The following is a 26308-nucleotide window of genomic DNA, read 5'->3' on the forward strand; positions in this document are numbered from 1 at the left end:
ACTGTTGCGAAGGAGTTAGCCGATGTCGACCCATATTTCAGTCCCGCCGCAAGCGTTGCTCGAGCGGATTCTCACGCTGGAGATCGTGCGCGTGACGGAGCGGGCGGCGGTGTCTTCGGCGCGTCTGCGCGGGCACGGCAATGAGAAGGCTGCCGACCAGGCCGCGGTGGACGCGATGCGGCGCGAGCTCAACAAGCTGCCGATCGAAGGCACCATCGTGATCGGCGAGGGTGAGCGCGACGAGGCGCCGATGCTCTTCATCGGCGAGAAGGTCGGCATGAACGCCGGCCCGAAAGTCGACATCGCGGTCGACCCGCTCGAAGGCACCACGCTGTGCGCCAAGGCCATGCCGGGCTCGATTGCCACCATGGCAATGGCCGACGGCGGCACGCTGCTGCACGCGCCCGACGTCTACATGCAGAAGCTCGCGATCGGCCCCGGCTACGCCAAGGGCGTCGTCGATCTCGATGCCACGCCGGCTGACAACGTCCGCCGCCTCGCCAAGGCCAAGGGTGTCCAACCGGACGGCATCACCGTTCTCGTGCTCGACCGTCCGCGCCATGCCAGCATCATCGAGAGCGTGCGCTCGACGGGTGCCGCCGTGCGTCTGATCACGGACGGCGATGTCGCCGGCGTGATCCATTGCGCCGACCCCGACAATACCGGCGTCGATATGTATCTCGGCACCGGCGGTGCGCCGGAAGGCGTGCTCGCGGCCGTGGCGCTGCGCTGCATCGGCGGCCAGATGCAGTGCCGCCTCATCCTCGACTCCGACGAGAAGCGCGAGCGTGCGGCCAAGATGGGCGTCAACGATCCCAAGATGATCTACGGCATTGAGGACATGGCCCGCGGCGACTGCCTGTTCGCCGCCACCGGCGTCACCACGGGCTCGCTGCTCTCGGGCGTCAAATTCCGCAAGGATGGCGTGATCGAGACCGAGACGGTCGTGATGCGCTCCGTCACCGGCACCGTGCGCTACATCAAGGCCGAGCACCGCGAGCTGGCGAAGTTCCACCTGGACTAAGTCACAACGTGCGGCCGTCATTCCGGGCCTGCGCCTCGCGGCGCCCCGGCATGACCAAGAACAAGCAATACACAGGGAAGCGTCGATGTCTGACCTCACCGCCGTCAAAGCCCTGGTGTTCGACGTGTTCGGCACGGTCGTGGACTGGCGCACCAGCCTGATCACGGACTTCATGTGGTGGGCGAAGGGCCGCGGCATCGCCGCCGACTGGACCGCCTTGGTCGACGGCTGGCGCGGCATGTACATGGCCTCGATGGATGACGTGCGCAAACATCCCGAGCGCGGCTATGTCATGTTAGATGATCTGCATCGCCGCTCGCTCGAAAAGCTGGTCGCGCAATTTTCGATCAAGGGCCTGACCGAAGCCGATCTCGATCACCTCACCAAGGGTTGGCACCGCCTGCACCCGTGGCCCGACAGCGTCGCCGGTCTGACGCGGCTGAAGTCGAAATTCGTGATCTCGCCGCTGTCGAACGGCAATGTCGCGCTGCTGACCAACATGGCGAAATTCGCAGGGCTTCCCTGGGACCTGGTCATGTCGGCCGAACTGTTCGAGCACTACAAGCCCGACTCTGAGACCTATCTCGGCGCCGCGCGCCTGCTGTGCCTCAAGCCGGAGCAGGTGATGATGGTCGCCGCCCACAACGGCGATCTCGCCGCCGCGCAGAAGAACGGGCTGAAGACCGCCTTCGTGGCGCGGCCGACCGAATACGGTCCGCTCCAGAAAGTCGACTTCGAGGCCACCGGCAATTGGGACATCGTCGCCAAGGATTTTGGCGGCATCGCCGACAAGCTCGGGTGCTAGGCCGGCTGACACCCATGCGAGGCGGACGAGGCCCGGATGCTGAAGATGAAGGCCATGGCTCAGCCTTGCAGCACGTGCCAGGGAGCAAAGGCGTTGTTTACGCCCTCGAGCGCCGGTCCGAGTTGCGGCACATGCCGCAGCAGGACCGATTTCATTCCGTTGTTGTGGATCCAGTCCAGACCGAAGTTGGTGTAGACTTCCGCCCGGTAGTCGTCGGTGAAAAACCGGTCGCTCTTGAGACGCCGCGATGCCATCAGTATGAAGATGCGGAAGGCGGTATCGCTGAAGCCAAAACCGTCCGGCAGGTCCTCGGCCAATAGTCCGACCATCAGATCAACGCGATCGACGTCGCCCTTGTAGATCGCGCGCATCTTCCTGGCCGCGCCGGGGATGCTGGTGATTTCCTCGAATGTCTCGACCCGCTTCTTTCCGACCAGCTCGCGGAAACGATTGTAGCGCGGCACGCCGCGCTCGCGATCGCGCATGATATCGATCGCGGCCACATCGAGCAACGGCTGGCCGTCTTTCGTGAACTGGCGCAGGAAGTTGGGATAATTATGGAGGCGAATGGCGCCGGGATGAGCGGTGCCGAAGGAGTACATCAGGTTGGCGAAGCCGTGCGTCTCCATGAACTTGCGGGAGACGCCTCCCTGCATATCGACCAGCTTGCAGTTTTCGACCTTTGCGGCTTCGAGCAGCCGAACATCCATGTCGTCCGGGATCAGCGGGTGCAGGCGGTAGACGGCGGTGAATTCCTCCGTCATCGCGTAGGGCGCGCTGTGCTGATCCGTCGGAGAGCCGACGATACCAAAGGCGGCTTCGCTGTTCTTGCCGAGCACCGCGCGCAGCACCCGATACGGTATCCCCGACCAATTGGCGTGCATGCTGAAGTCCAGCGCAGGATGACCGAGGATGCCTGGCGTCCATTCGACGGTGTGGATCTTGGCGATCAGGGCCGCGTTGATCAGGCGCGCACGCTGGAATAGCTCCTCGTCATCCCAGGTCGGATACCGCGTCTTCAAGCCGTCGCAGATGATATTGTGCTCGCGTGCGAAGAGGTTGTGCAGCAGGCTGAGCCCGACCCACCAATTGTCATTGAAGCCGGTGAGATCGGCGCCCGGATGGACTGGATCGGCTGGAAGCATCCCATCATCGTCGACCGTGATCTTTCCATCTGCCCCGGAACGGATCTGCATCTGCCTCGCGCGGTCGCTGCCGTAGATCTGTCCGGCGTCCCACCAGTGCGAGTTGAGGTTGCGGAATGTGGGGGTCGCGCCGAGCCATGGTTCGCGTGATGTCTCGTCGCAAACAGTGCGACGGATCTTCATGCAGCCGTCGATCCGCTCGGGCCAAGTGTCGCCCGGCCTGAGCGGGATTTTGAACTCGTTTCCCGACCCAGGCACCCCGTGGCTGAACCAGTTATGGGTTTCGAACTGGATCCAGGCCGCGGCCAGCAGATTGAGGCTGGTCGCGGGAATAAATTCGTCGCGCGCCAGCAATTCCTCCGAAATCACGCGCGGATTGGGTTCGAGCAGATCGTCTACACTGTCCGGCACGCATTCCGGCAGCGCGAAATTGCGTCCGAACCGGGCACCAGCCATCCCCATGCGCGGATGGTCGAGGCTGTTGAAGGAGCCGTCGGCGGAACGCCACCGGTCATTGCCCGTGCTCCAGCCAGGCGATGTCGTGCCGTAGCCGGTATGGTGCAGATTGTGCTTCCGCAGCCGGTCGCGGAACGCCGAAAGATTGGCAGCTCCGAGCAGGGTCGGCAGTTTGTCCCATGTGACAAAGAAGTTGATGGCCCGATAGACAACGTCCTGGACCCCCTGGAGCAGGTCATGATGGAAGACAAAACCATCGTTCTCGCGGGACATTGACGCTCCCAAACACAACCGCGTGAAATTAGTTTTTACTTGCAACTAGTAAGTGCAGTTCAACAGCCCCAAAATGCCCGTTTGCCAGCGCCGCCGGAGGCCTCACGAATTGCAGTTCTTTGCCGGTCGGCCGGACGGCAGTGATCGTTCGGATGGTCCGGGCGGCGCGTGCGCCACCCGGACCTGATCCGACGATCTACAACGTCATCTGCATCGGTTCGGGATAATAGTGGAAGCCTTCACCGACCTTGCCGACATGGCCGTAGCCGGGCCAGGCGAAGTGATAGGACATCACAGGCGTCTTGTTCGCCGCAAGCATGGTCAGCAGTTTCACGCGCGACTCGGCCGCCTGCTTCGGGTCGGTGTCGTAGGAAAATTCCATCCGGGGACGCTCGAGCAGCAGCACGGGATGATGTGAGAGATCGCCGAGGAAGGCGAAGGACTTGCCGGCCGACGAGACCATGAAGATGGTGTGGCCGACGGTGTGACCGGGCGCTGCGATTGCCTGTATGCCGGGCAGGAATTCCTGGCCGTCCTTGAAGAACACGATGCGGTCACGGACCGGCAGCAGGTTCTTGCGGGCGTGAACGATGAAGTCCTTGACCGGACTCCCCAGCTTGCTTTCGTCGGTCCAGAAGTCGAAATCGGTCTGCGAAATGTAGATCTGCGCGTTCGGAAACAGCGGCTTACCGCCCTCGTCCACGATGCCCCCGATGTGGTCGATATGGGCATGCGAGCAGACCACCGCATCGATGTCATCAGGCTTGATGCCGGCCTCGGTCATGCTCTTCTGCTGCCGGCCGGTGGTGGCGCCGAACATCTTGGATGAGCCCATGCCGGTATCGAACAGGATGAGCTTGTCGCCCGTGTTCACGATCGGCGAGTTCTGTTCGAGCACGACATTGTCAGGCGACAGGAAATTGTCGGCCAGCATCTTCTTCACCTCTTCCTTGGAAACGCCGGTGAAGGTGCCGGAGGGATCGCCGAGCGGCAGCGGTCCGTCGGAGACGACGGTGACTTCTGCGTCGCCGAGCACGAAGCGGTGCCAGTAGGGCGTTTGCGTGCCGAGCTTGGGAGCGCGCGCCATCGCGCTGCTGCCGAACATGGCGCTGGCACCAAGTCCGGCGCCAAGCGACAGCAGGGATCGACGTGAGACATTGAGTGTCATTCGTTTCCTCCACTTTATTCTTTTGAGCTGCGCGAATTTGTCGCGCGTTATGTCGGCCTGAAGCCAGCGGTGAGATGCTGCGCCGGTTCAGACACGCTAGCAAGTGGAATTGGTTTGCGGATGATCGCGGCTTGTCGCAGTTGGCGGTGCAATTCCGGCGCGCGACAAAAGACGTTCGTCGCTGACTTTTGTCGTCAGCACGATCCGGTCAAGCCTGCCGCAATGCAATCAATGATTGTGTCGCGATTATGTCGTCTAACCACGCGATGCGATGGGACGGTAAGATTTTTTTAGGTCGCGAACGCTGTCTTACGCAATTCTCAGCGTGAGGTCATTGCCTTCCGTCTCTGCAAAGCCCGCCTGCAAGACCTCTTCGCGCTTGTGGCGCAGATGCGCACGCAGGATGTGCGAGAGGCCGGCGCCATCGCGCCGCTGCAGCGCGTTCAGGATCGCCTCGTGCTCGCTGACGGCAAATGCCCAGCGCTGCGGCGTCATCGGCGTGACATAGCGCGCGCGGCGGATGCGCGCGGTCACGGACGTATACAGCCCCGCAAGCACTGGGTTTCCGGCCGCTGCGACGATGCCTTCGTGAATGGCGCGGTTGCCGCGATAGTACTGGATCAAATCGCCCTCGCGATAATGCCGCACCATGTCCGCGTGCGCGGCGACGATCGCGTCGATCTCGGCATCGGTGATGCGTTCGCAGGCGAGCTCCCCGGCGAGCGCCTCGAGACCCTGGCAGACCTCGAAGAGGTCGCGCATGTCCTTGTCGGTCAGTTTCGCCGCGCGTGAGCCGCGATGGGGCAGGAGCTGCACGAGCCCTTCGGCTGCGAGCACCTTGAGCGCCTCACGCAGCGGTGTGCGCGAAATCTCGAGCCGCTCGCACAGCTCGCGCTCGGGAATCCGCGCACCCGGCGGGATTTCGCCGTCGAGCAGGATGGCGCGGATACGGCCGACGACTTCTTCGTGAAGCATGGGTTTGAGGTCCATTTGAATGCAAAATCGAAGATACATGCGAAGTATTGCAAGTTTTAGCTTGAAAAGCGATAATTTTGCATTCAAAAATGTAAAAAACAGAAGGACATGAGGAAATGGACCAGCAGGTCGAGGCGGAAGACCTCGTTTTCGAGCGCCAGGACGGCATCGGGCGGATCACTTTCAACCGACCGCAGGCGCGCAACGCCTTCACCTTCGCGATGTACGAGCGGCTCGCCGCGATCTGCGAAGAGGTCAATGACGATCATGCGATCAAGGTGCTGGTGCTGCGCGGGGCCGGCGACAAGGCGTTTGCCTCAGGCACCGACATCAATCAGTTCCGCGAGTTCAAGTCGCCGCAGGACGCGATCGACTACGAGAACCGGATCGATCGGGTGCTGACCACGCTCGAGGCGTGCCGGGTGCCGACGATCGCGGCGATCAACGGGTTCTGCACCGGCGGCGGTGCGGGCATTGCGGCGGCCTGTGACCTTCGCATCGGCACCAGAAGCGCGAAAATCGGCTTTCCCATCGCCCGGACACTGGGCAATTGCCTGTCGATGTCCAATGTCAGCCGTCTCACGGCGCTGATCGGCGCCGCGCGCGTCAAGGATCTGATCTTCACCGCGCGCCTCGTTGACGCCACGGAGGCCGCAAGCGTCGGGCTGCTCGGCGAGGTCGTCGAGGATCTTGCCGCGCTCGACCGGCGTGCCGACGAGGTCGCGCGGCTCGTCGCCAGTCATGCGCCGCTGACGCTGAATGCGACCAAGCAGGCCGTGGCGCGCCTGCAAAGGCGGCTGACGCGGGACGCGGGCGAAGACCTCATCCTGATGTGCTACACGAGCCAGGATTTTCGCGAAGGGCTCGATGCTTTCCTCACCAAGCGCGCGCCGCAATGGTGCGGCCAATAGGACGGGCCGATGCAAAGCGATCGATCGCAATCAATCTCCCGCCGTTCGGGGCCGCTTGCCGGCCTCAAGGTCATCGATCTCACCCATGTCATGGCCGGGCCGACCTGCACCCTGATGCTGGCCGACATGGGCGCCGACGTCATCAAGATCGAGAAATCGCCGAATGGCGACGACACCCGCCATTCGGTGCCGCCGAAGATCGGCGATGAGGCGGCCTCCTTCCTGATGATGAACCGCAACAAGCGCGGCATCGTGCTGGACCTCAAGACCGACGGCGGCAAAGCGGTGCTGCGACGGCTGATCGCGGACGCCGACGTGCTGGTCGAGAACTTTGCGCCCGGCGCGATGGAGCGCCTCGGCTTCGGATACGAGGCGCTGCACGAAAAATTCCCGACGCTGATCTATTGCTCGCTGTCGGGCTTCGGCCGTACCGGTCCTTACAAGCACCGCCGCGGCTTCGATCTGGTCGCCCAGGCCATGAGCGGCATCATGAGCTTTACCGGCGAACGTCCCGACGGTCCGCCCGTGAAGTGCGGTCCGCCGCTGTCCGACATCACCGCTGGACTGCTCGCGAGCATGGGAATCCTCGCGGCGTATACGCACCGCCTCAAGACCGGCGAAGGGCAGTGGGTCGAGACCTCGCTCTATGAGGCCGCGCTGGTGCAGACCTATTGGCAATCGACCATTGCGCTGGCCGCGGGCACCGCGCCGCGCGCGATGGGCTCTGCGCATCCGCTCAACGCGCCGTATCAGGCGTTCGAGGCCTCGGGACGGCTGGCTCGTGGTCGGCGGCGCCAACAAGAAGCACTGGCTGTTGATGCTGGAGGCCCTCGGCGCGAGCGAACTCGCCGCCGATCCGCGCTTCGTCACCGGGGCCGACCGCATGGCGCATTTGAAGGAGCTCGAAGCCGTCCTGAGCGAGCGCTTCCGCACCCAGACCCGGGCGCACTGGCTCGCGGCGCTGGACGAGAAGGGCGTTCCGTGCGGACCCGTGCACGACATGCTGGAGGCGCTCAGCGATCCGCAGACGCTGGCGCGCGAGATGGTCGTCGAGGTCGAGCACTCCACGCTCGGTCCGGTGAAGACCATCGGTCTTCCCGTCAAGTTTTCGGAGACCCCAGGCAAAGTGCGTACGGGCGCGCCGGTCTACGGTGAGCATACGCGCGAGGTGCTGGCCGAGCACGGGTTCGACCAGAAGCAGATCGAAGCGCTCGAACAAGAAGGCGCAATCGTCCTGGCAGCAGGAAGACGCGAGGAACGCGTCGCCTGACGGAACGTCAAAACGACAAGAACAAAAGACAAAAATCAGCTGGAGGACATCATGGGTCGGACGTCAACATTTCTGCTCTCCGCAGCCGCAACCCTGCTCGCCGGCACGATGCCGGCGCTCTCGGCCTGGCAGCCGCAAAAGCCGATCGAGTTCGTGGCGACCGCCGGGCCCGGCGGCGGTACCGACAACCTCGCGCGCGCCGTGCAGAACATCATCACCAAGCACAAGCTGACGGAGCAGCCGATCGTCGTCGTCAACAAGGGCGGCGGCAGCGGCGCGGAAGGCTATGTCTACGGCAAGGCGTCCGCCGGCGATCCCTACAAGGTGATCTTCGGCACGTCGAATGCCTGGCAGCAGCCGCTCGTCTCCAAGGTCGCCTTCAACTACACCGATCTCACCCCGATCGCAGCGATGGCGCAGGACGAGTTCCTGCTCTGGGTCAAGCAGGACTCGCCTTTCAAGACGGCGGGCGATTATCTGAAGGCGGCCGCATCGGGCGAATTCAAGATGGGCGGCGCTCAGTCGAAGGATACCGACGAGGTGCTGACCCGCATGATCGAGAAGGCAGGTCATGTCAAGATGACCTACATTCCGTTCAAGAGCGGCGCCGAAGCTGCCGTGCAGCTCGCCGGCGGACACCTCGACTCCCACGTCAACAATCCCAGCGAGAGCCTCGGGCAATGGCGCGGTGGAACGCAGCGCCCGCTTTGCGTTTTCAGTCCGAAGCGACTGCCGCAGGGCGCCAAGATCACCGCGACCGAAGGCTGGGGCGACGTTCCGACCTGTGTCGAACAGGGCCTCGACATCAAGCAATATGAGCAGCCGCGGACGGTGTGGTTGCCTGGCAAGGTCACTCCGGACCAAGCCGCGTTCTATATCGACTTGATGAAGAAGGTGCAGGCGACGCCGGATTGGAAGGACTACATCGAGAAGAGCTCCCAGATCGACACGTTCCTGACCGGCACCGAGTTCGACAATTTCATCAAGGAGGACCTTGAGCGCGTCAGGCTGGTTGCGGGCGAGCAGGGCTGGTTGGTCAAGTAAGGCGGTGACACCGCAATGACGTTCTGACATCTCGTGACGGACCGGAGCCCTCGATGATCTCACGCCGTGCGCTTGAACTTGCGACCGCCATCCTCACCGGCAGCTTTGGTGTGGCCGTCGTTGTCTCCAGCCTCGACAACGGCATCGGCTGGTCCAGCGCGGGCGTGGATGCCGGGACGTTCCCGTTCCTGACCGGAATCATCATCGTGCTCGGAAGCCTTTCCAATCTGGTGCGAGGCGTTCTGCCGGCTACGGCGCTCGCAAATGTTCCCATCGCAATCACGCCGATCGAGCTGCGCCGGCTTGCCGGCCTGTTCGTGCCGGCCGCGATTTTCGTCGCCGCAATCCCCTTGGCCGGGATGTATGTCGCCTCGTCGCTCTATGTCTTCGCAGTGCTTGCGATCCCCAAGTACCAATCCGTGCCGCGTGCTCTGGCCATGGCTGCGGCAACGGCGCTCGCGCTCTATGCCGTGTTCGAGCGCATGTTCCAAGTGAGCTTGCCGCACGGCGCGCTCGCCGCGGCGCTTGGCTTCTGACGGAGAGGCCGATGGACAATTTTGGGGAACTCCTTCACGGCTTCAGCATCGCGATCACAGTGCCGCATCTGGTGCTGATGGTGGTCGGGGTGCTGCTCGGCATTCTCGTCGGCGTGCTGCCAGGGCTTGGTGCGCCGAATGGGGTGTCGCTGCTGCTGCCGCTGACCTTCGGCATGCAGCCGGTATCGGCGATCATCCTGCTCTCCAGCATGTACTGGGGCGCGCTGTTCGGCGGCTCGGTCACCTCGATCCTGTTCAACATTCCGGGCGAGCCGTCGTCGGTCGCGACCACCTTCGACGGCTATCCGATGGCCCGCGACGGCCGGCCGACCACGGCGCTCGCGACCGCCTTCGGCTCGGCGGCGTTCGGTGCGCTGGTCGGCGTCATCCTGATCACCTTCCTCGCATCATGGGTGGCGCAGGTCGCGCTTGCCTTCGGGCCGGCGGAATATTTTGCGGTCTATTTCCTCGCCTTCGCGAGCTTCGTCGGCATGGGCGGCGCGGCGCCGAGCAAGACCCTCGTGGCGCTCGCGATCGGTTTTGCCATTGCCGCGATTGGCATCGACACCGTCTCCGGCAGCGTGCGCCTCACCATGGGCGTCGACGAGTTGGTCAAGGGCGTGAACTTCGTCGTCGCCGTGATGGGCCTGTTCGGCATCGGCGAGCTGCTGGTCGCGGTCGAGGAAGAATTTCATGCCCGCGCGGTCTCCACGAAGATCGAGTGGCGCGAGGTGTTTCGCGCGATCGGCCGCCTGCCACGGCATAGTGTTGCATTGCTGCGCAGCGCGGCGATCGGGTGCTGGATGGGGATCACGCCGGGCGGCCCGACCGCGGCATCCTTTATGAGCTACGGCATCGCCCGCCGCTTCTCGCGCCGTGGTAAATACTTCGGCGCCGGAGAGGTCGAAGGTATCATCTCGCCGGAGACGGCAGATCACGCCGCCGGCACCAGCGCGCTGCTGCCGATGCTTTCGCTCGGCATTCCCGGCTCGGCGACCGCGGCAGTCATGATGGGCGGGCTGATGATCTGGGGTCTCAATCCCGGGCCGATGCTGTTTGTCGACCAGAAGGACTTTGTCTGGGGCCTGATCGCCTCGATGTATGTCGGCAACATCGTCGCCGTCGCGCTGGTGCTGCTGACCGTCCCGGTCTTCGCCGCCCTGATGCGGATTCCCTTCGTGATCATCGCGCCGCTGATCGTGATCATCTGCGTCGTCGGCGCCTATTCGGTGTCGAACTCCTATCTCGACGTCGTCATGATGCTCGGCTTTGGCATCGTCGGTTATCTCTTCAAGAAGCTGTTCTATCCGCTGGCGCCACTCGTGCTCGCGATCGTCATCGGCGACAAGGCCGAGGACGCGTTTCGGCAGTCGATGCTGATGTCCAAGGGATCGCTCGGAATCTTCTTTGCCAACAAGCTGGTGACGTGCCTGATCGTGGCCGGCATCACGCTGTTGCTGCTTCCGCTCGTGCTGCAGCTCCCGCGCCTCTGGCGCAAACCCGCATCTGCCGCGACCGGGACAACGGCCCAAGAGAAAGCTCAAGAGACAGCTCAAGAGACAGCTCAAGAGACAGCTCAAGAGAAGGTGATCATATGACCGCAAAGCCGCTCATTGCACTGGCAATGGGAGATCCCGCCGGCATCAGCCCGGAGCTGACTGCAAGGCTCGTGGTGCAGGACGATATCCGCGCCTGCAGCCGGATCGTCGTGGTCGGTGACCGCCGCATCTTCGACCAGGGCGCGCGCATTGCCGGCGTCAAGCCCGAGCTGAAGACAATGGAGCAGGGAGCCGACTTCCGCGCAGCGAAGGGCGAGACGCTGTTCGTCGATCTCGGCCACCTCGATCCCAACGACGTCCAGCGGGGAGTTGCCAGCCTTGCCGGCGGCAGGTTCGCGCTTGCCAACTACAAGCACGCGCTCGAACTCGGCCGCGACAACCGCGTCGATGCCGTTTGCTTCACCCCGTTCAACAAGCAGGCGATGCGGCTCGCCCGCGCCGAGTATGACGACGAGATCGCGTTCTCCGCGGAAGTGGTCGGACTCAAAACCCCTGCAAGCGAATTCAATGTGCTGGACCGGATCTGGAACGCACGCGTGACGTCCCACATCCCCCTCAAGGACGTCGCCGCGCGACTGTCCAGCGAACGCATCCATCGCGCGCTCAAGCTGACCGATTCCTGCATGCGCAATGCAGGCTTCGCGCGGCCGCGCATCGCGGTCGCCGGGCTCAATCCGCATGCCGGCGACGGAGGCAATTTCGGCCGTGAGGAGATCGATGTTATTGCGCCGGTCGTCGCAGCCGGGCAGCGCGATGGCATCGCCGTGGAGGGACCGTTTCCCGCCGACACCGTGTTCCTGCGCGCCAAGGGCGGCGCCTTCGATGCGGTGCTGACGATGTATCACGACCAGGGCCAGATCGCGATGAAGCTGATGGGTTTCGATCGCGGCGTGACGTTGCTCGGCGGCTTTCCGTTCCCGATCTGCACACCGGCGCACGGCACTGCCTACGACATCGCAGGCCAGGGCACTGCGTCGATCGGCGCCAGCCGCGCCGCCGTGCTGCTCGCGGCGGAGATGGCCGCGCCGCGCGCTGCCTGATTGCACGCGCTGACCTGGAATTACTTCGCGACAGGCGTCACGAGCTCCTTATCCGCTGTATCCACCACAAAGACCGCCAGCAGCTTCGCGGGCTCGGTGTCGCTGGCATTGGCGCTGACGGAATGGCGGTCGCCGGGCTTTTCAGAAAAGTTCTCTCCCTTGTGATAAACCTTGGCAGGCTCGTCATTGACCTGACTGCGGATCGCTCCTTCCAGGATGGTGGCATAGATGAATGCGGAGCGCGGGTGCATGTGGGCCGGCGAGGAGCCTCCTGGGCCGTATTCGACCAGCACGCCTTTCATGCTCTTGCCCGGGACATTCGGCAGCGCCTGATCGAACACGACCGTCACTTTGGCCGATGGCGTAGCCGTCTCGGCGGCGTGTGCAGTCAGGAGAGATGCGGTATAAATCGCCGTTGCGATCAGCAATCTGCGCATGGGATTCCCTTTATTGCCGTTTCTGTCGTGATCTGTGGACTTGCGAGTCTTCAGAGCGTCTCGATCCATGTCGCGAGCGGCATTTTTCCGAGCCGCGCCTCGCCGAGCGGGTTCAGCGATCTGTCGTCAATGGGAGCGCCGTAATAGGTTGCTTTTGGATTTCCGACTACAGGTCGGGCATCGCCAGACGCCTTCAGGCGCCGTGCGATAAATTCATTGAAGGGAGCCTTCTCGGGCCCTGCGATATCGATCGTGCCGTTGAGCGGCTGGCCCATTGCGACCTCCGCGAGGCAATCGGCGACATCCTCGGCCGCGATCGGCTGAAACAACGCCGATGGAACGACAATCCGGTCCTCGGTCGCACCCATATCGCCGATGGCGCCGAGGAATTCGAAGAACTGGGTGGCGCGGACGATCGAGTAGGGCACCGGAGACGCCTTGATGATGGTCTCCTGCGCGAGCTTGGCACGAAAATAGGCGATGTCAGGCGATCGATCGGTTCCCACGATCGAGAGCGCCACGTGATGCTTTACGGCGGCGGCCGCCTCAGTCGCGGCGAGGTTCTTGCTCGAACGCTCGAAGAATTCCAGCACGGCGGCAGGCTCCCACGACGGCGCGTTAGCGACGTCAACGACGACATCCGCGCCCGCCAGCACTGCTGCGAGGCCTTCCCCGGTCACGGCGTTGACGCCTGATTTCGGCGAAGCTGCCACGGCCTCGTGGCCCTGCTGCTTGAGCTTCGCTACGAGCTTGGATCCGATCAATCCGGTCCCGCCGATCACGACGATCTTCATGGCATGTCTCCTCGGTATTTTGCGAGTGTGGGATGGTCAAAGCCAACGGGTACTCACGCTCTCACGTCGATGAACGCAATGCGAAGCGACTCTTACCCGAGCAATGGGGCAAGCTCTTGCCTGTAACGGGCCTGCCTTGCCGGAAAATGCTCCAGAGATTTCGTCGCGATACGACAATTGGTAAGGGATTGTTCCCCTTTTGGCGACGTCAGCCCACCTCGCGGAGAAGCGCACATAAGCGTCGCATCGTCGGGGTGTCCACGCAGGCGCCTGACTTTAGACGAGGTGAACGGCCGCGTTTGCGGACTGCACGACGATCTCAGGTTGCCGCTGTTTTGCCCCACGTGTCAGACGGACCATGCGCGCTCCCGTCAATCCGGCGCCAACCGGGAACCGCCGATACGGTGATACTCGGCAAGAAACTGGTCATTCGGCAAATGGCCGTCGCCATCGCGCGAATACTCCGTCTTCAAGCCATTGAGGAAGAACATCTGATGGGCGCGTTCGTGCTTGGCTTCGACAGCGCCGCGTGACTCCAGCGCGAACAGCCCGTGGACATGTCCGGCCACGGTTTCCGACACGTTGATCCGTCCTGCGACTCCAGACGCTTCCATGAACCATGCGGTGTTGACCGCATCGCCCCAGATGTCGAAGGTCATCCTGCGCAGGCCGACGACGCCAGAAATGACGGGCCCGGTATGGATACCAATGCGCAGTTGCGGGCCATGTTCGCCAACTGCTTCGTATTGCGCCTTCAGGCGATCAAGCCGGGCGCGCATCTGCAGCGCCGCCAGGCAAACATCAATCGAGTGCCGCCGGCCGGGCGATAGCACGCCGGCCACCGCCATGTAGGCGTCGCCTATGGTCTTGACCTTCTCCAGACCATATCGGGCGCCGATTTCGTCCAGGGTCGAGAAATACTCATCGAGGAGATTGATGAGCCGGGCCGGCTCGGTCCGTTCGGCCAGCAGTGTAAAGCCCTGGATATCTGCGAACAGGATGGTCGCCGATCGCGTGTATCTGGGCTGGACCCTGCCGCTGCGCTTGAGTTCGTCGGCGATCGACGTCGGCAGGACATTGCGCAGCAGGGGCTTCAGCACGCGCGCGCTCGGCAGCGGCCTCCAGTCGTGCCTGCTCGAGCTCCCTGATGGTCTGGCCGTACTCGAGCAGCTTGCGGCGGAGCTCCAGTTGCGCCAGCACCTGATGCGAAAGCATTCGCAGCGCTTCCGTCTGCTCGAAGGAAAGCTGCCGCGGCTCGAAGTCCATCACACAGAGCGTTCCGAGCGCATAGCCTTCATCGGTAATCAGCGGCATGCCGCAATAGAACCGGCAGGATGGCCTTAGCGCGACCATCGGACTGTTCTGAAATCGCGGATCCTGTTTCAAGTCGGGAATGACGAGCAGTTCGGCGCCGCAAATTGTCGTTGCGCAGATGGCGCTCTCGCGTGGTGCGTCGGTGACTTCGGCCGGCAGGCCATATCTCGCCTTGAGCCACCGCCGGTCGTCATCGATGAAGCTGACATAGGAGATCGGGCAGCCGCAGAGTTGCGCCGCAAGCTCGGTAATTTCGTCGTAAGCGGCCTCCGGCGCACTGTCGATGATGTCGAGTGCGCGCAGGGCGGCGAGCCGTTCTGTTTCGTTTGTGGGCGCCGGTGACGGCATGTTGGTCTCCTCGGAGGAGATCCTGAGACGGGCCTCCCGCTTTTTCGGAATTCAAGCGGTGCGACCACCCGTTCATTTGGGAAGCGCTGGAGGTGCGGCAAGTGTCGTTCCAGCAGGGGATACGCCGGTTCCGCCGCTGCGCGATATCGGTGGGCGAAGCCCATCTGGGTGCGGAACGTTATGGCGTCGGGCGGGTTCATTTTCGCTGGAAGACAGCGCATCGCAACCCGATCCTTGGAGGGAACTGCCATGAGCAGCGATGCAACCCGCAATTGTCCGTCATTGAGCGCGTTGTTCCGGGCGCCGGGGAGCGGACCCACGCTCGACGTGCTCGGTGTGACGCATAGCTACAAGGCGATGGCGAGCGATACCGGCCAACAATTCTCCGTGTGGGAATCGATCGTGCCGCCGGGTCGCGGGGCGCCAGCGCATACGCACAGCCGCGAGGACGAGGCATTCTATGTGCTGAGCGGCGAGGTGGTTATGGACATCGAAGGTGCGACCGGTCCGTTGCGTCTTGGCACCGGTGCATTTCTTTTCGCTCCGCGCCATCGGCGTCACGGCTATCGCAATGTCGGCACGGATACGGCGCGCCTGCTGGTGTTCGCGATGCCGGGCGCCGGTCTCGATCGCATGTTTGCCGCCTTCGACGAGCTTGGACGACGCAGCGGAGGCATGCCGCCTGTCCAGGCCGTCGCGACGATCGCCGAGCAGCATGGTGTCGTGATCCATGCATCGGTCACTTCCAACTGATGGAGGCATATGATCGCCGCATCTCGCGGGCGATGCGCAGCTGCCATCGTTCTGCCTGACCTATCAAACGCTTATGCAGCGTGAGCGTGCATCATGCCTGCACCCTGCGCTATTTTGCATGGGGTTGTTTTCCGGTTTTTTTGTCTGGCAGGCGAGCCGGACCGTCGTCGGCTTGACCGATCGGCACTACGCCCCGCAGACGATCACGCCGTACCAGCCGAGCCCCCGATAAGTCTCGTAGCCGGGCGTCGCATGGAACGCGACCAGCGTGCCGGAGCGGTCTTGATAGAAGCCTGCCCGCTGTCCGTTGAGCGAGAGCGAGATACGTTCGCTCAAAATGCCCTGGCCGTCCGAGGCGGCGATGATGCGAAGATTGGAATCGACCAGCAGCACGCGCGCCTTGTCGCTGTCGCCGACGCGCACGCCTTGCACGATGGCGCGGGCCTGTGCCTCCCAGTCGAAATGTATGGCGAGCACGCCGATCGGCGCGCCGTTGGCCTGGCCGCCGGCGCGCACGCTGGCGCAATAGGTCGCGACCTGCGCATTGCCGAGCAGCGGCTGGTTCTCGACGTCGCCGGCGACATAGTCGTCGCCGGAGCGCAAGGTCTTCGCATCGCGAAACCATTTGGTGTGGGCGACGTTCTGGCCGACGGCGCGAAAGCGGTCGGCGCGGCCATTGGCGATGACATTGCCGTCGAGGTCGCAGAGCCAAAGGTCGAGATAGACGGTGTAGGCACCGAGGATCACGCCGAGGCGCTGCGAGGCATGGGACACGGCAGCGGTGCCGGGCGAGGCCGCGCAATCGACGACAGCGGAATCGGTCGCCCACCAGCGGACGTCGCAGGTACGTTCATAGAGGTTACGGTCGATCAGCTCGATGGCGTTGAGCGACAGATCGACCATGCGCTCGCCACGCGAGCGCTGGCTCATGCGGTCGATCGAGGCGACGAGATCGCCGGTGCGTTTCGTCAGTTGACTTTCGAGCTCGCGGGCGATGGTCTCGACCTGCTGGCCGACGCCGCGTACCTCCTGCGCCACCACTGCGAAGCCCGCACCCTGGGCGGATTCAAACGGTCGTCGCAACACCAGGAGTTTGGAGGTTGCGATGAACGTTGTAAGGCGCAGATCGGCGCGGTCAGGACGAGCCCCATTGCCGTCGCCAGGACGGCCCTCTGTTGCCGGGCGCGATGAACAGAATAAATTTTGGCGGGCGATTGCCGCTGGGTTAAGCAGCGAAGATGCTGCACTCGAAGCCGGATTGTCACAACCTGTCGGAAGCAGATTATTCCGAAAGGCGGGCGGCATGCCACCAGCGATGTTCAGATCTTCGGCAAAGGCTCTCTCCGGGCGGTATCTCTCGTTGAATGAGCGCGAGGAGATCGCACTTCTCAAGGTGCAGGGCCATTCCATACAGGAGATTGGACGTCGCCTGGGGCGGGCTGCTTCCACAGTCTCCCGTGAACTGCGGCGCAACGCGGCCACTCGCGGCGGCGGGTTGGGGTATCGGGCAATAACTGCCCAATGGCATGCGGATCGATCCGCCCGCCGGCCTAAGCCGACCAAGCTTGCGCTCAATGCAACCTTGCGCACTTATGTGGAGGAAAGACTTGCTGGCGGCGTCGTAGCCCCGACCGGCGCGCCCGTTCCTGGTCCCGCCGTTCCGTGGAAGGGGCGGCGGCATGGCCCGCGCAAGGATCGGCGATGGGCCAAAGCCTGGAGCCCTGAGCAGATTGCCCGACGCTTGCCGATCGACTTCCCGGACGACAAGACGATGCGCATCAGCCACGAAGCTATCTATCAAGCCCTCTTCGTTCAGGGCCGTGGCGCGCTACGCCGCGAGCTGACGGCCTGCTTGCGAACAGGGCGTGTGTTACGGATGCCCAGAGCGCGCGTACGCAGGCGAGGCAAGGGCTTTGTCTCGCCGGAGATCATGATCAGTGAGCGCCCTGCTGAAGCTGCCGATCGAGCAGTGCCGGGACATTGGGAGGGAGACCTCATCCTCGGTGTTGGCAGCTCAGCAATCGGCACGCTGGTCGAGCGCACGACGCGCTTTACGATGCTCTTGCACCTTCCACGGTTGGCGGGGCATGGCGAAGCTCCGCGCGTCAAAAACGGACCAGCCCTTGCGGGACATGGGGCCGAAGCCGTGCGCGACGCGATCACGCGCACCATCATCACTTTGCCCGAAGAGCTGCGCCGTTCGCTAACCTGGGATCAGGGAGCCGAAATGGCTCAGCACGATCGTCTCAAGATCGATGCGGGTATCCAGGTCTACTTCTGCGACCCGCAAAGCCCATGGCAGCGCGGCACTAACGAGAACACCAACGGGTTGCTGCGGCAGTACTTCCCGAAAGGCACGGACCTGAGCATCCACAGCGCCGAGGAGATATCCGCTGTGGCAGCGGCCCTCAATGCCCGACCGCGGAAGACACTAGGCTGGAAAACGCCGGCGGAGGCGCTTGACGATCTTCTGTTATGAGTGAAAGTAACTGGTGTTGCGACGACCGTTTGAATCCGCCCTGCGCACCCGCGCGCGAGCTCTCGATCAGCGCGTTCAGCGCCAGCATCTTCATCTGGTTGGTGATCTGCTGGATCGCCTTGGTCTTGTCGACCGCGATCTGGTTGACCTCCGCCGTGAGGCGGTTGATCAGCGCGGAGATGTCGGAATCATCGTCGGCGGGTTCGGTCGCGATCGGCTTGGCTTTGAGACCCAGCGCAGCAGACATCGGGGGACTTCCCTTGGCAATGAGGTCTGATCTGCAACGAACCCGGAACAATCACTGACAGATCGAATACGAGTCTTTTTCGAAGATTCCGCCTAACGCCTGCTTAATTTGCTGTTTTGTGGAATGCTCAAATGATAGTCAGTCCGCGTAGCAAAGCGGCAATCCACCGCTTTGTGCGGCGCAGACATTGCAAAGCCCGAGCGATTCCGGGTCAATCGTCCCGCTGGCCGGGCGATGCGATGGCTCCGGCTCCCAGGTTCCTCAAACCGATAGCTATTCATGACGCCGCCCGCCACCGCCTTGCCTGTCGAAGCACCCCAGGCGTTCCTGGGAGTGGCGCGCTCGCTCACCGACAAGCTCTGGCGCGACCGGCTGGACGCGCGCGGGGCGGCCAAGGCGCTCGCCATCGTGCAGCAGCACCAATTGCCCGAGCTGCTGGCGCGGGTGCTGGCGGGCCGCGGCGTCGACACCGATGCGGTTGCCGATTTCCTCGATCCGACCATCCGCAAGCTCATGCCGGATCCGTTCACGGTGACCGAGATGGAAGCCGCCGCGAAGCGGATCGCGGATGCCGCCGCGAATGGCGAGAAGATTGCGATCTTCGGCGACTATGACGTCGACGGCGCGACCTCGGCGGCGCTGTTGACCTGGCATCTGCGCCATTGCGGTCTCGATCCGCTGATCCACATTCCCGACCGCATCTTTGAAGGTTACGGCCCCAACGTCGAAGCGGTTCGCGGGCTGGCCGCGAAGGGCGCCACGCTGCTCGTCACCGTCGATTGCGGCACCACCAGCATCGAGCCGCTCGCCGAGGCAAAACGTCTCGGCATGTCCGTTGTCGTGATCGACCACCACCAGGCCGGCGACGTGCTTCCGGAGGTCGATGCGCTGGTCAATCCGAACCGGCTCGACGATCTCTCCGGCCTCGGTCATCTCGCCGCCGTTGGCCTCGTGCTGGTGACGCTGGTCGCGGTCAATCGCGAGCTGCGCCGGCGCGGCTTCTGGAGTGCGGGGCTGCCTGAGCCTGATCTGCTCGGCATGCTGCATCACGTCGCGCTCGGCACGGTTGCCGACGTCGCGCCGCTGATCGGTCTCAACCGCGCTTTCGTCGCCAAGGGCCTGATCGCGATGCGGCGGCGCGACCATGTCGGCCACACCGCGCTGATGGACGTGTCGCGGCTCAACGGCCCACCGGAGGCTTGGCATCTCGGATTCATGCTGGGGCCGCGCATCAATGCCGGCGGTCGCATCGGCCGCGCCGATCTCGGCGTGCGGCTCTTGCTTGAAGGCGACAGCGTCGAGGCCGCGCGGATCGCCGCCGAGCTCGACCGCCTCAACAGCGAGCGCCGCGTCATCGAGCAGGGGGCCGAAGCGCAGGCCGAAGCCGAGGCACTCGCCTCGATCGGGTTCGAGGACAAGCTCGGCGTCATCGTCACGGCCTCCGAAGGCTGGCATCCCGGCGTCGTCGGCCTTGTCGCGTCCCGGTTGAAGGAGAAGTTCTCGCGGCCCGCCTTCGCGATCGCGCTGGAGCCCGGCGGCATCGGTACCGGCTCGGGTCGCTCGATCGCCGGCGTCGACATCGGCAAGGCGGTTCGGCAGGCAGTGACCGACGGTATTCTGCTCAAGGGCGGCGGCCACGCGATGGCTGCGGGCGTGACGCTGCGGAAGGAGAAGCTCGCCGAATTCCGCGCCTACCTCGAGAATGCGTTGGCACGCGATGTTGCCGAGGCCCGCCACGTCAACGAGCTCTACATCGACGGCGCGGTTTCCGCGCGCGCGGTGACGACGGAGCTTGCCGCCACGCTCAACCGTGCAGGTCCCTTCGGCAGCGGCAATCCGGAAGCCGTGCTGGCGCTGCCGGCGCATCAGCTCGTCTATGCCGACGAGGTCGGACAGGCGCATTTGAGGCTGCGCTTCAAGTCGGGCGACGGTGCTATCGTCAACGGCATCGCGTTCCGTTCGATCGGACAGAAGCTCGGCAACGCGCTTGTTGCCAATCGCGGCCAGCAATTGCATGTCGCGGGATCATTGTCGGTCGATCGCTACCAGGGCGCCGAGCGCGTGCAATTCCGCGTCATCGACGTCGCGCTACCCGACCAAGGGCCATCCATGATCAGATAGGTCCGGCAAACAACCAAAAAGCAAACAACAAAAAGGGAGTGAACATGGCAGGGCAGGTTGAGGGCAAGGTCGCGCTGGTGACCGGCGGCGCATCCGGAATTGGCGAAGCCATCGTCGAGCTGTTCGCGCGCGAGAGCGCCACCGTCATTGCCACCGACATCGACGAGTTGCGCGGCCCCGAACTCGCCAGTCGCATCACCAAGGCTGGCGGCAAGGCGATTTTCCTGGAGCAGGACGTCACCAGCGAAGAGCGTTGGATCGAGATCGTCGCTGATATCGCAAAGCGCCATGGCCGGCTCGACATCATGGTCTCCAATGCCGGCATCGGCATTGCCGTGCCCTCGATCGTCGACATGACACTCGGTGACTGGCGCAAGCAGAACGCCATTAATCTCGACGGCGTGTTTCTCTCCGTCAAACATTGCCTGCCCTTGATGCGCAAAACCGGCGGCGGCTCGATCGTCATGATGTCCTCGCTCGCAGGCTTGCGCGGCTCGCCCGGGCTGTCGGCCTATTCGGCGACCAAGGGTGGCGTGCGGCTGTTCGCAAAATCGATCGCGATGGAGTGTGCGGCCGCCGGTGACGGCATCCGCGTCAACTCCGTCCATCCCGGCATCATCGACACGCCGATCTGGGGCAAGATCCCGACCGGCGCGACCGGTAACCAGGGCAACGCGCCGATCGATCCGGACGAGCGTGCGCGCGTCGTCACGCCGCTCGGCCGCGCCGGCCAGGCCGCCGAGATTGCCTCTGGCGTGCTGTATCTGGCCTCCGATGCCTCGCGCTACGTCACCGGCAGCGAGCTCGTCATCGACGGCGGCATGAACCGCCGGCGGCGTGCCGCGGCGGCAATAAGCCGCCGCGCGGGCTGCGAAGGGCAGGGTGGCGCCCGCAGGGGCTGACGCGCAGGCGCAGCCGCTGTACAACGCGGGCAGCTCTCCCGACCGACAGAGGTGTCCTCCCGCCATGGCGCACAGCCTTCACTCTTCGTCATCCACGCCGGCGCCATTCCGCTCGAACCGGCCGGATCTCGTCAGCGACGCAATCCGGAGCGCGCGCGAGGATCTCGCTGCCTGCTTCCGCATGGCGGCGCGCAACGGCTTCGAGGAGGGCATCTGCAACCACTTCTCGGCCGTGGTGCCGGGCCATGACGATCTGTTTCTCGTCAACCCTTACGGCTACGCCTTCCGCGAGCTGACCGCGTCAAAACTGCTGATCTGCGACTTCCACGGCAACGTGCTCGACGGCGAGGGCGTGCCCGAGGCGACCGCTTTCTACATTCATGCCGAGATGCACAAGCGCCTGCCGCGCGCCAAGGTCGCCTTCCACACCCACATGCCCTACGCCACGGCGCTGTCGATGGCGGAGGGCGATCCCCTGATCTGGGCCGGCCAGACCGCGCTGAAATTCTACGGTCGCACGGCCGTGGACCGCGACTACAACGGCCTTGCGCTCGACAACAGCGAAGGCGCGCGCATAGCGTCGGCCGTCGGCGATGCCGACATCGTCTTCATGAAGCATCACGGTGTGATGGTGTTGGCGGCGACTATCGCGGAAGCCTGGGACGATCTCTACTACCTCGAACGTGCCGCCGAGGTACAGGTGCTGGCGATGTCGACGGGAAGGAAAGTTCTGCCGGTCGATGCCGCGATTGCGGCCGAAACCTACAGGCAGATGCGCGAAGGCGATTCCGAATCCGCGCGGTTGCATCTTGCCGCGATCCGCCGCCAGCTCGATGCCGAGGAGCCGCAGTACCGGCACTGAGCCGGCCTACGACCCCTGGCGCAGCTTCGCCAGCACCTTCAGCCCGCCATAGCCGTCCGCAGGCGCGATCCCCGCGCGCTGCTGGAAATCCTTGATCGCCTTCATGGTGTCGTTGCCGACGCGACCGTCGGTGCCGCCGGTGTCGAAACCTGCCTTGGTCAGGCGCGTCTGCATCTCCTGCACTTCTGCGAGTGTCAGCGCGCGCTCAGAGCCGGGGAAGGGCTGGATGAAGGGCGGCCCGCCGAGGCAGCGGTCGCCGAGATGGCAGATCGCCAGCGCATAGTTCATCGAGGGATTGTAGCTTTTCACCGCGCTGAAATTCGGTCCCAGCAGGAACGTCGGTCCGCCCGCAACCGGCGTCCACGTCTGCGCGGACGCGGAGGGTTGCGGAAACGGCTGGCCGTCGGCGCGGGTGACGCCGGCCGCCTGCCAGGCCGCATAGGTCCGGGTGCCGCTCGCCTCGCCGGATGCGCGCACCTCGTAGCCCCAATGCTCGCCGCGGTGCCACTTGCCGCGGTTGACCAGATATTTTGCGGTCGAGCCCAGCGCGTCGTCGGGCTTGCCGAACGGTGACACCTTGCCGTCACCATCATAGTCGATGCCGACATTGAGCCAGACCTCCGGCATCCATTGCGAATGCCCCATCGCGCCGGCCCAGGATCCCTGCATCTGCTCCGGCGTGCTCCAGCCCTTGTCGACGATGCGTAGCGCGTTGATCAGCTCGTTCTCCCAATAAGCCTTGCGCCGCGGCTCATTCCAGGCGAGCGCGGCGAGCGAGGGAAATACCGGCGTCATGTGATTCTGCTGCACCAGCGGATCGCCATAGGCGGACTCGACGCCCCACAGCGCCAGCAGCGTGCCGCGCTCGACGCCGAAATCGCGCTCGATGCGCGCGAGCAGCGCCTCGTTGTTTTTCAGCGCGATCTTGCCGTTGATGATGCGCCAGTCGGAGACGCGGCGGTTGATGTATTGCCAGACCTGCTCATGGAATTCGGGCTGGTTGCGCATCTGCTTGAACACGCTCATGTCGGGCTCGACCCGCGCCATCGCGCGCTGCCAGGTCGCGGCCGAAATTCCCTTCGCCATGGCACGGGCGCGAAAACCCTCCCGCCATTCCTCGAAGCCCCGAGGCGCGGCCAGGATGCGCGTTGGGATGGCGATGAGTGCGGCTGCGCCGAGCGTGGATCGAAGCAGAGCGCGGCGGCCACGATGGGCCGAGGAATCAGCTTGTTTCATGAACCTAGTCTAGCGAGAAACATGGCGCTTGTGACCCGGTTCCTGGAACTGGAGGAACAAGCCGCCTTCCATGCTTTCGCCGGAACAAACTGTCGCACTCCCGCATTTTCCCCGCACCAAATTGAGGAGGAGAAGATGAGGAAATATCTGTTTGCCGCCGCCATGGTCACCGCCATCGCCGCGCCTGCATTTGCCGACGAAGTCGGCGTTCACGTCGGTCCGGTCGGTGCCGGCGTGACGGTCGGACAATCTCACGAATATCGTGAGCGGGACCGCGACCGCGACCGCACCACGGTCGTCAAGGAGCGCGAGCCTGCCGACCGCACCACGGTGATCAAGAAGGAAGATGAGCTCGGCAACCGCAGCAAGACCGTGATTCATCACGACAACGACTGACGGAGCGGGGCCCCGGCCGATCGCCGGGGCCCGCCGCCGCACGCAGTCCGTTCATCGAGAATTTGGGGTGGAATGAAGATAAACGCGCATACGGAAAGCCATGTGGTCGAGCTGGATGACGGATCACAATGGCAGATCTTTCCCGGCGATCTCGCGACCACGCTGAGCTGGAAGCCTGAGACCGATCTGCATCTGGAGCCAAGCGGCCACCGGGTGAGTTCGCATGAGCTGGTGAACGCGGCGGACCAAAGCCGCGTGCGGGTGATTGCAGCGGGCGAAACCTGGTCTGATGGCGAGGTTAAGAAAGTGTTGAAGGGCAGGTAGGGCGTTCCTGTAACGGGTGGATATCCTCAATTTAAGCCTGTCACTTTACGGTCTTTCCATCTGCGCATAATGCGAATATGCGAGAGCTGTTCGACATCATCCGTACTAATCCCTGGCCGTTTGGCGCGGGGCTGTTCGTCGTGATCCTGATGATCATTGTCGAGAAATTTGGCCGCTGCATTCGAGGCGACGGCGCCGTCAGCGACTTCTCGGATTACGATCGCGGCTGCGGCGAGGGAGACGGCGACTAGCTAGACGCGCCCGCGGCAATCGCAGATCGCTTAATCCTCCTGTAGATCCGCCGCGATTCCCGCGAGCCAGCGCCGGATCGCGGTTTCCGCCTTGGTATCCAAATCCCGAGCGAGGCGCTTCTCCAGCGCGATCACCCGTTCCCGGCACGCCTTCAAAAGCGTCGCCCCGCGCGACGTCAGCGTCCATTGCTGGATACGGCCGTGGACAGGATGCGGCGTCATCACAATCGCGCCGTCACGTTCGAGATTACGGATGATGACGCCCACAGTCTGGGGCGTCAGGAAGGTGAGACGGGCGACATCGGCGCCGGACAGTCCCGGATAGGCATTGAGCATGGTCAGCACCGCGAATTGCGGCGACGTCACGCCTAGATCGGCCAGCGACCGTTCCGTCGTCAGACGGACCGCGGCGTGGGCCTGGCGCAGCAGATAGCCGAGATAACCTTGCTCGCCGCGCTTGCCTTCCCCGGGGGCTGGCACGCGCACCACCGGGGCGGCCGTGGGTGCCTTCCGCCGGGGTTGCGATCTCGTGATATCGGCCGGCTTGCGCGCCATGTAAGAGCTCTTATAATGTGTCACCGCTCTTACAATATCACGAGGTGAACGGCAATGTCACACGCCCGCAGCGAATACGAGGATTTCAAGCAGATCGCGCCCGACGTCTATGATCTCGTGCTGGCGCTGGGACAGCTCGAGGCCAAGGTCGGCCTCGACAAGCAGCTCCTCGAGCTCGTCAAGCTGCGTGCCTCGCAGATCAACGGCTGCGCGTTCTGCGTGCAGCATCACATCCTGCTTTCTGAGCGGATCGGCGTGCCCGTCGACAAGCTCAATCTGGTCGCGGTCTGGCGCGAGGCGCCGATCTTCTCCGCGCGCGAGCGCGCCGCGTTGGCTTGGGCCGAGGCGCTAACGTTGCTGCCTGATGGCGTCGGCGAAGACGTGTACGCCGAAGCGAGCGGTGAATTCTCCGAGACCGAGCTGACCTACCTGACCTCGGCGGTCGCCTCGATCAACGTCTGGAACCGTTTTGGCGCAGCGTTTCGCTGGACGCCGGCGAAGCGGCCGGTCGCAGCGAATGCCGCGGCGTCCTGATTGCAACGAAGGGAGGTTGTCATGACTGCAATGAATTTGGCCACAACGCAGTGCCGGGTGCCATCGCGTTCGATCGCGATTACCGTCGCCGGCGGGCTTGCCTGCGCGCTTGCGATCGGCAAGGCGTTACCGGTGACGATGGATGCTGTTTCAGGCGCGCTGGCGCCGCTTTGTGCCACCGCCGCCGAAAGTTCGCCGCTCGACAAAGTCGAACCGATTGGCTCCTACGCGCTGCCGAACGTGCCGGGCAAGCGCGTCACCATCTTGCGTGTGTTCTATGGTCCCGGCGGGTTCTCGCGGCCACATCGTCACGCAGGCTCGGTCACCGCCTACATCACCAAGGGCGAGATCCGCTCCCAGCTCGGCGGCGGTCCGGTCGAGACGTTTGGCGTCGGCCAGTCCTTCTTCGAGCCGCCCGGCTCGACCCATTTGGTCTCGGCCAATGCCAGCACCACGGAGCCGGCGGAATTGATCGCGGTATTCGTGGCGGACGAGGGCGCGCAGCTGACGACGTTGCTGGAGTAGCTGGCACTCGCAATCCGAAACCGC

General features: G+C 63.8%; 25 protein-coding genes and 4 pseudogenes. 18 read left to right on the forward strand and 11 right to left on the reverse strand.

From position 1 onward, the window contains the following. Positions 1-22 precede the first annotated feature (22 nt). Positions 23-1024 carry a class II fructose-bisphosphatase gene (gene glpX / locus ACVWYI_RS19180; protein ID WP_247347093.1) on the forward strand — a complete coding sequence of 334 codons (1002 nt, stop codon included), beginning with the start codon at positions 23-25 and terminating at the stop codon, positions 1022-1024. An 85-nt stretch (positions 1025-1109) separates the two neighbouring features. Next, positions 1110-1829, forward strand: a complete 720-nt coding sequence (locus ACVWYI_RS19185) for a haloacid dehalogenase type II (protein WP_456662894.1) — start codon at positions 1110-1112, stop codon at positions 1827-1829. A 59-nt stretch (positions 1830-1888) separates the two neighbouring features. Here the strand turns inward: ACVWYI_RS19185 and ACVWYI_RS19190 are convergent, their stop codons facing one another. The 3 genes from ACVWYI_RS19190 to ACVWYI_RS19200 form a co-directional block, all read right to left on the reverse strand. Beyond that, the gene (locus ACVWYI_RS19190) at positions 1889-3703 is read right to left on the reverse strand and encodes a peroxidase family protein (RefSeq protein WP_456662895.1); all 1815 of its coding nucleotides are present in this window, start codon (positions 3701-3703) and stop codon (positions 1889-1891) included. A 196-nt stretch (positions 3704-3899) separates the two neighbouring features. Next, positions 3900-4871 carry an MBL fold metallo-hydrolase gene (locus tag ACVWYI_RS19195; RefSeq protein ID WP_456662896.1) on the reverse strand — a complete coding sequence of 324 codons (972 nt, stop codon included), beginning with the start codon at positions 4869-4871 and terminating at the stop codon, positions 3900-3902. A gap of 309 nt (positions 4872-5180) precedes the next feature. Beyond that, the gene (locus tag ACVWYI_RS19200; RefSeq protein ID WP_456662897.1) at positions 5181-5846 is read right to left on the reverse strand and encodes a GntR family transcriptional regulator; all 666 of its coding nucleotides are present in this window, start codon (positions 5844-5846) and stop codon (positions 5181-5183) included. A 116-nt stretch (positions 5847-5962) separates the two neighbouring features. Between ACVWYI_RS19200 and ACVWYI_RS19205 the strand changes: the two genes are divergently transcribed. The 6 genes and pseudogenes from ACVWYI_RS19205 to ACVWYI_RS19230 all read left to right on the forward strand — a co-directional run bounded on the left by ACVWYI_RS19205 (position 5963) and on the right by ACVWYI_RS19230 (position 12206). Continuing rightward, positions 5963-6757, forward strand: a complete 795-nt coding sequence (locus ACVWYI_RS19205) for an enoyl-CoA hydratase/isomerase family protein (protein ID WP_456662898.1) — start codon at positions 5963-5965, stop codon at positions 6755-6757. Between the two features lie 9 nt (positions 6758-6766). Then, positions 6767-8027: pseudogene (locus tag ACVWYI_RS19210) on the forward strand (CaiB/BaiF CoA transferase family protein). 51 nt (positions 8028-8078) lie between these two features. Further along, positions 8079-9071 (forward strand): Bug family tripartite tricarboxylate transporter substrate binding protein, encoded by a 993-nt coding sequence (locus tag ACVWYI_RS19215; protein WP_456662899.1) that lies wholly within the window; start codon positions 8079-8081, stop codon positions 9069-9071. Between the two features lie 53 nt (positions 9072-9124). Next, positions 9125-9607 carry a tripartite tricarboxylate transporter TctB family protein gene (locus ACVWYI_RS19220; RefSeq protein WP_456662900.1) on the forward strand — a complete coding sequence of 161 codons (483 nt, stop codon included), beginning with the start codon at positions 9125-9127 and terminating at the stop codon, positions 9605-9607. 11 nt (positions 9608-9618) lie between these two features. Next, complete coding sequence (locus ACVWYI_RS19225; protein ID WP_456662901.1) at positions 9619-11205, forward strand: tripartite tricarboxylate transporter permease; 1587 nt, start codon at positions 9619-9621, stop codon at positions 11203-11205. Continuing rightward, the gene (locus ACVWYI_RS19230) at positions 11202-12206 is read left to right on the forward strand and encodes a 4-hydroxythreonine-4-phosphate dehydrogenase PdxA (protein ID WP_247347076.1); all 1005 of its coding nucleotides are present in this window, start codon (positions 11202-11204) and stop codon (positions 12204-12206) included. The genes ACVWYI_RS19225 and ACVWYI_RS19230 overlap by 4 nt, the downstream gene beginning before the upstream one ends. A gap of 20 nt (positions 12207-12226) precedes the next feature. Here the strand turns inward: ACVWYI_RS19230 and ACVWYI_RS19235 are convergent, their stop codons facing one another. From ACVWYI_RS19235 to ACVWYI_RS19250, 4 genes and pseudogenes are all read right to left on the reverse strand, one after another. After that, on the reverse strand, positions 12227-12643 hold the full coding sequence (locus tag ACVWYI_RS19235) for a cupin domain-containing protein (protein ID WP_354103496.1): 417 nt from the start codon (positions 12641-12643) through the stop codon (positions 12227-12229). Positions 12644-12693: 50 nt separating this feature from the next. Then, positions 12694-13437 (reverse strand): SDR family oxidoreductase, encoded by a 744-nt coding sequence (locus ACVWYI_RS19240; protein WP_456662902.1) that lies wholly within the window; start codon positions 13435-13437, stop codon positions 12694-12696. A gap of 371 nt (positions 13438-13808) precedes the next feature. Continuing rightward, the gene (locus tag ACVWYI_RS19245; RefSeq protein WP_456662903.1) at positions 13809-14537 is read right to left on the reverse strand and encodes an adenylate/guanylate cyclase domain-containing protein; all 729 of its coding nucleotides are present in this window, start codon (positions 14535-14537) and stop codon (positions 13809-13811) included. A gap of 109 nt (positions 14538-14646) precedes the next feature. Next, positions 14647-15099: pseudogene (locus ACVWYI_RS19250) on the reverse strand (GAF domain-containing protein); the annotation flags it as partial. A gap of 249 nt (positions 15100-15348) precedes the next feature. On the opposite strand from ACVWYI_RS19250, the gene ACVWYI_RS19255 reads away from it, so the two are divergent. Beyond that, on the forward strand, positions 15349-15852 hold the full coding sequence (locus tag ACVWYI_RS19255) for a cupin domain-containing protein (RefSeq protein ID WP_354048597.1): 504 nt from the start codon (positions 15349-15351) through the stop codon (positions 15850-15852). A 186-nt stretch (positions 15853-16038) separates the two neighbouring features. Here the strand turns inward: ACVWYI_RS19255 and ACVWYI_RS19260 are convergent, their stop codons facing one another. After that, positions 16039-17067, reverse strand: coding sequence for a methyl-accepting chemotaxis protein (locus tag ACVWYI_RS19260; protein WP_456664551.1), 1029 nt, complete (start codon positions 17065-17067; stop codon positions 16039-16041). Between ACVWYI_RS19260 and ACVWYI_RS19265 the strand changes: the two genes are divergently transcribed. Continuing rightward, positions 16958-18331 carry an IS30 family transposase gene (locus ACVWYI_RS19265; protein ID WP_247446682.1) on the forward strand — a complete coding sequence of 458 codons (1374 nt, stop codon included), beginning with the start codon at positions 16958-16960 and terminating at the stop codon, positions 18329-18331. The two genes, ACVWYI_RS19260 and ACVWYI_RS19265, sit on opposite strands and share 110 nt — an antisense overlap. A 37-nt stretch (positions 18332-18368) precedes the next feature. Here ACVWYI_RS19265 and ACVWYI_RS19270 read toward each other — a convergent pair. After that, positions 18369-18578 (reverse strand): annotated as a pseudogene (locus ACVWYI_RS19270) (methyl-accepting chemotaxis protein); the annotation flags it as partial. A 279-nt stretch (positions 18579-18857) separates the two neighbouring features. Here ACVWYI_RS19270 and recJ point away from each other — a divergent pair. The 3 genes and pseudogenes from recJ to ACVWYI_RS19285 all read left to right on the forward strand — a co-directional run bounded on the left by recJ (position 18858) and on the right by ACVWYI_RS19285 (position 22463). Then, entirely contained in the window at positions 18858-20699 is a 1842-nt protein-coding gene (gene recJ, locus ACVWYI_RS19275) for a single-stranded-DNA-specific exonuclease RecJ (protein ID WP_456662904.1), read from the forward strand. 44 nt (positions 20700-20743) lie between these two features. Continuing rightward, a pseudogene (locus ACVWYI_RS19280) lies at positions 20744-21554 on the forward strand (SDR family NAD(P)-dependent oxidoreductase). Between the two features lie 111 nt (positions 21555-21665). Continuing rightward, positions 21666-22463, forward strand: a complete 798-nt coding sequence (locus ACVWYI_RS19285; RefSeq protein ID WP_456662905.1) for an aldolase — start codon at positions 21666-21668, stop codon at positions 22461-22463. A 6-nt stretch (positions 22464-22469) separates the two neighbouring features. Here ACVWYI_RS19285 and ACVWYI_RS19290 read toward each other — a convergent pair whose 3' ends face one another. Beyond that, positions 22470-23699: a lytic murein transglycosylase gene (locus ACVWYI_RS19290; protein WP_456662906.1), complete on the reverse strand. Its 1230-nt coding sequence runs from the start codon at positions 23697-23699 to the stop codon at positions 22470-22472. 135 nt (positions 23700-23834) lie between these two features. On the opposite strand from ACVWYI_RS19290, the gene ACVWYI_RS19295 reads away from it, so the two are divergent. The 3 genes from ACVWYI_RS19295 (at position 23835) to ACVWYI_RS19305 (ending at position 24670) form a co-directional block, all read left to right on the forward strand. Then, the gene (locus ACVWYI_RS19295) at positions 23835-24095 is read left to right on the forward strand and encodes a hypothetical protein (protein ID WP_345946913.1); all 261 of its coding nucleotides are present in this window, start codon (positions 23835-23837) and stop codon (positions 24093-24095) included. A gap of 72 nt (positions 24096-24167) precedes the next feature. Next, positions 24168-24419, forward strand: a complete 252-nt coding sequence (locus ACVWYI_RS19300) for a hypothetical protein (protein ID WP_247347063.1) — start codon at positions 24168-24170, stop codon at positions 24417-24419. A 77-nt stretch (positions 24420-24496) separates the two neighbouring features. Next, entirely contained in the window at positions 24497-24670 is a 174-nt protein-coding gene (locus ACVWYI_RS19305; RefSeq protein ID WP_354103491.1) for a hypothetical protein, read from the forward strand. Between the two features lie 30 nt (positions 24671-24700). Here ACVWYI_RS19305 and ACVWYI_RS19310 read toward each other — a convergent pair whose 3' ends face one another. Next, positions 24701-25225 carry a MarR family winged helix-turn-helix transcriptional regulator gene (locus tag ACVWYI_RS19310; RefSeq protein WP_354103490.1) on the reverse strand — a complete coding sequence of 175 codons (525 nt, stop codon included), beginning with the start codon at positions 25223-25225 and terminating at the stop codon, positions 24701-24703. A 54-nt stretch (positions 25226-25279) separates the two neighbouring features. Between ACVWYI_RS19310 and ACVWYI_RS19315 the strand changes: the two genes are divergently transcribed. After that, on the forward strand, positions 25280-25759 hold the full coding sequence (locus tag ACVWYI_RS19315; protein ID WP_354103489.1) for a carboxymuconolactone decarboxylase family protein: 480 nt from the start codon (positions 25280-25282) through the stop codon (positions 25757-25759). A 30-nt stretch (positions 25760-25789) separates the two neighbouring features. Next, positions 25790-26284 carry a cupin domain-containing protein gene (locus ACVWYI_RS19320; protein ID WP_456664552.1) on the forward strand — a complete coding sequence of 165 codons (495 nt, stop codon included), beginning with the start codon at positions 25790-25792 and terminating at the stop codon, positions 26282-26284. Positions 26285-26308 lie beyond the last annotated feature (24 nt).

This window comes from Bradyrhizobium sp. LB13.1 (genome assembly GCF_054056815.1).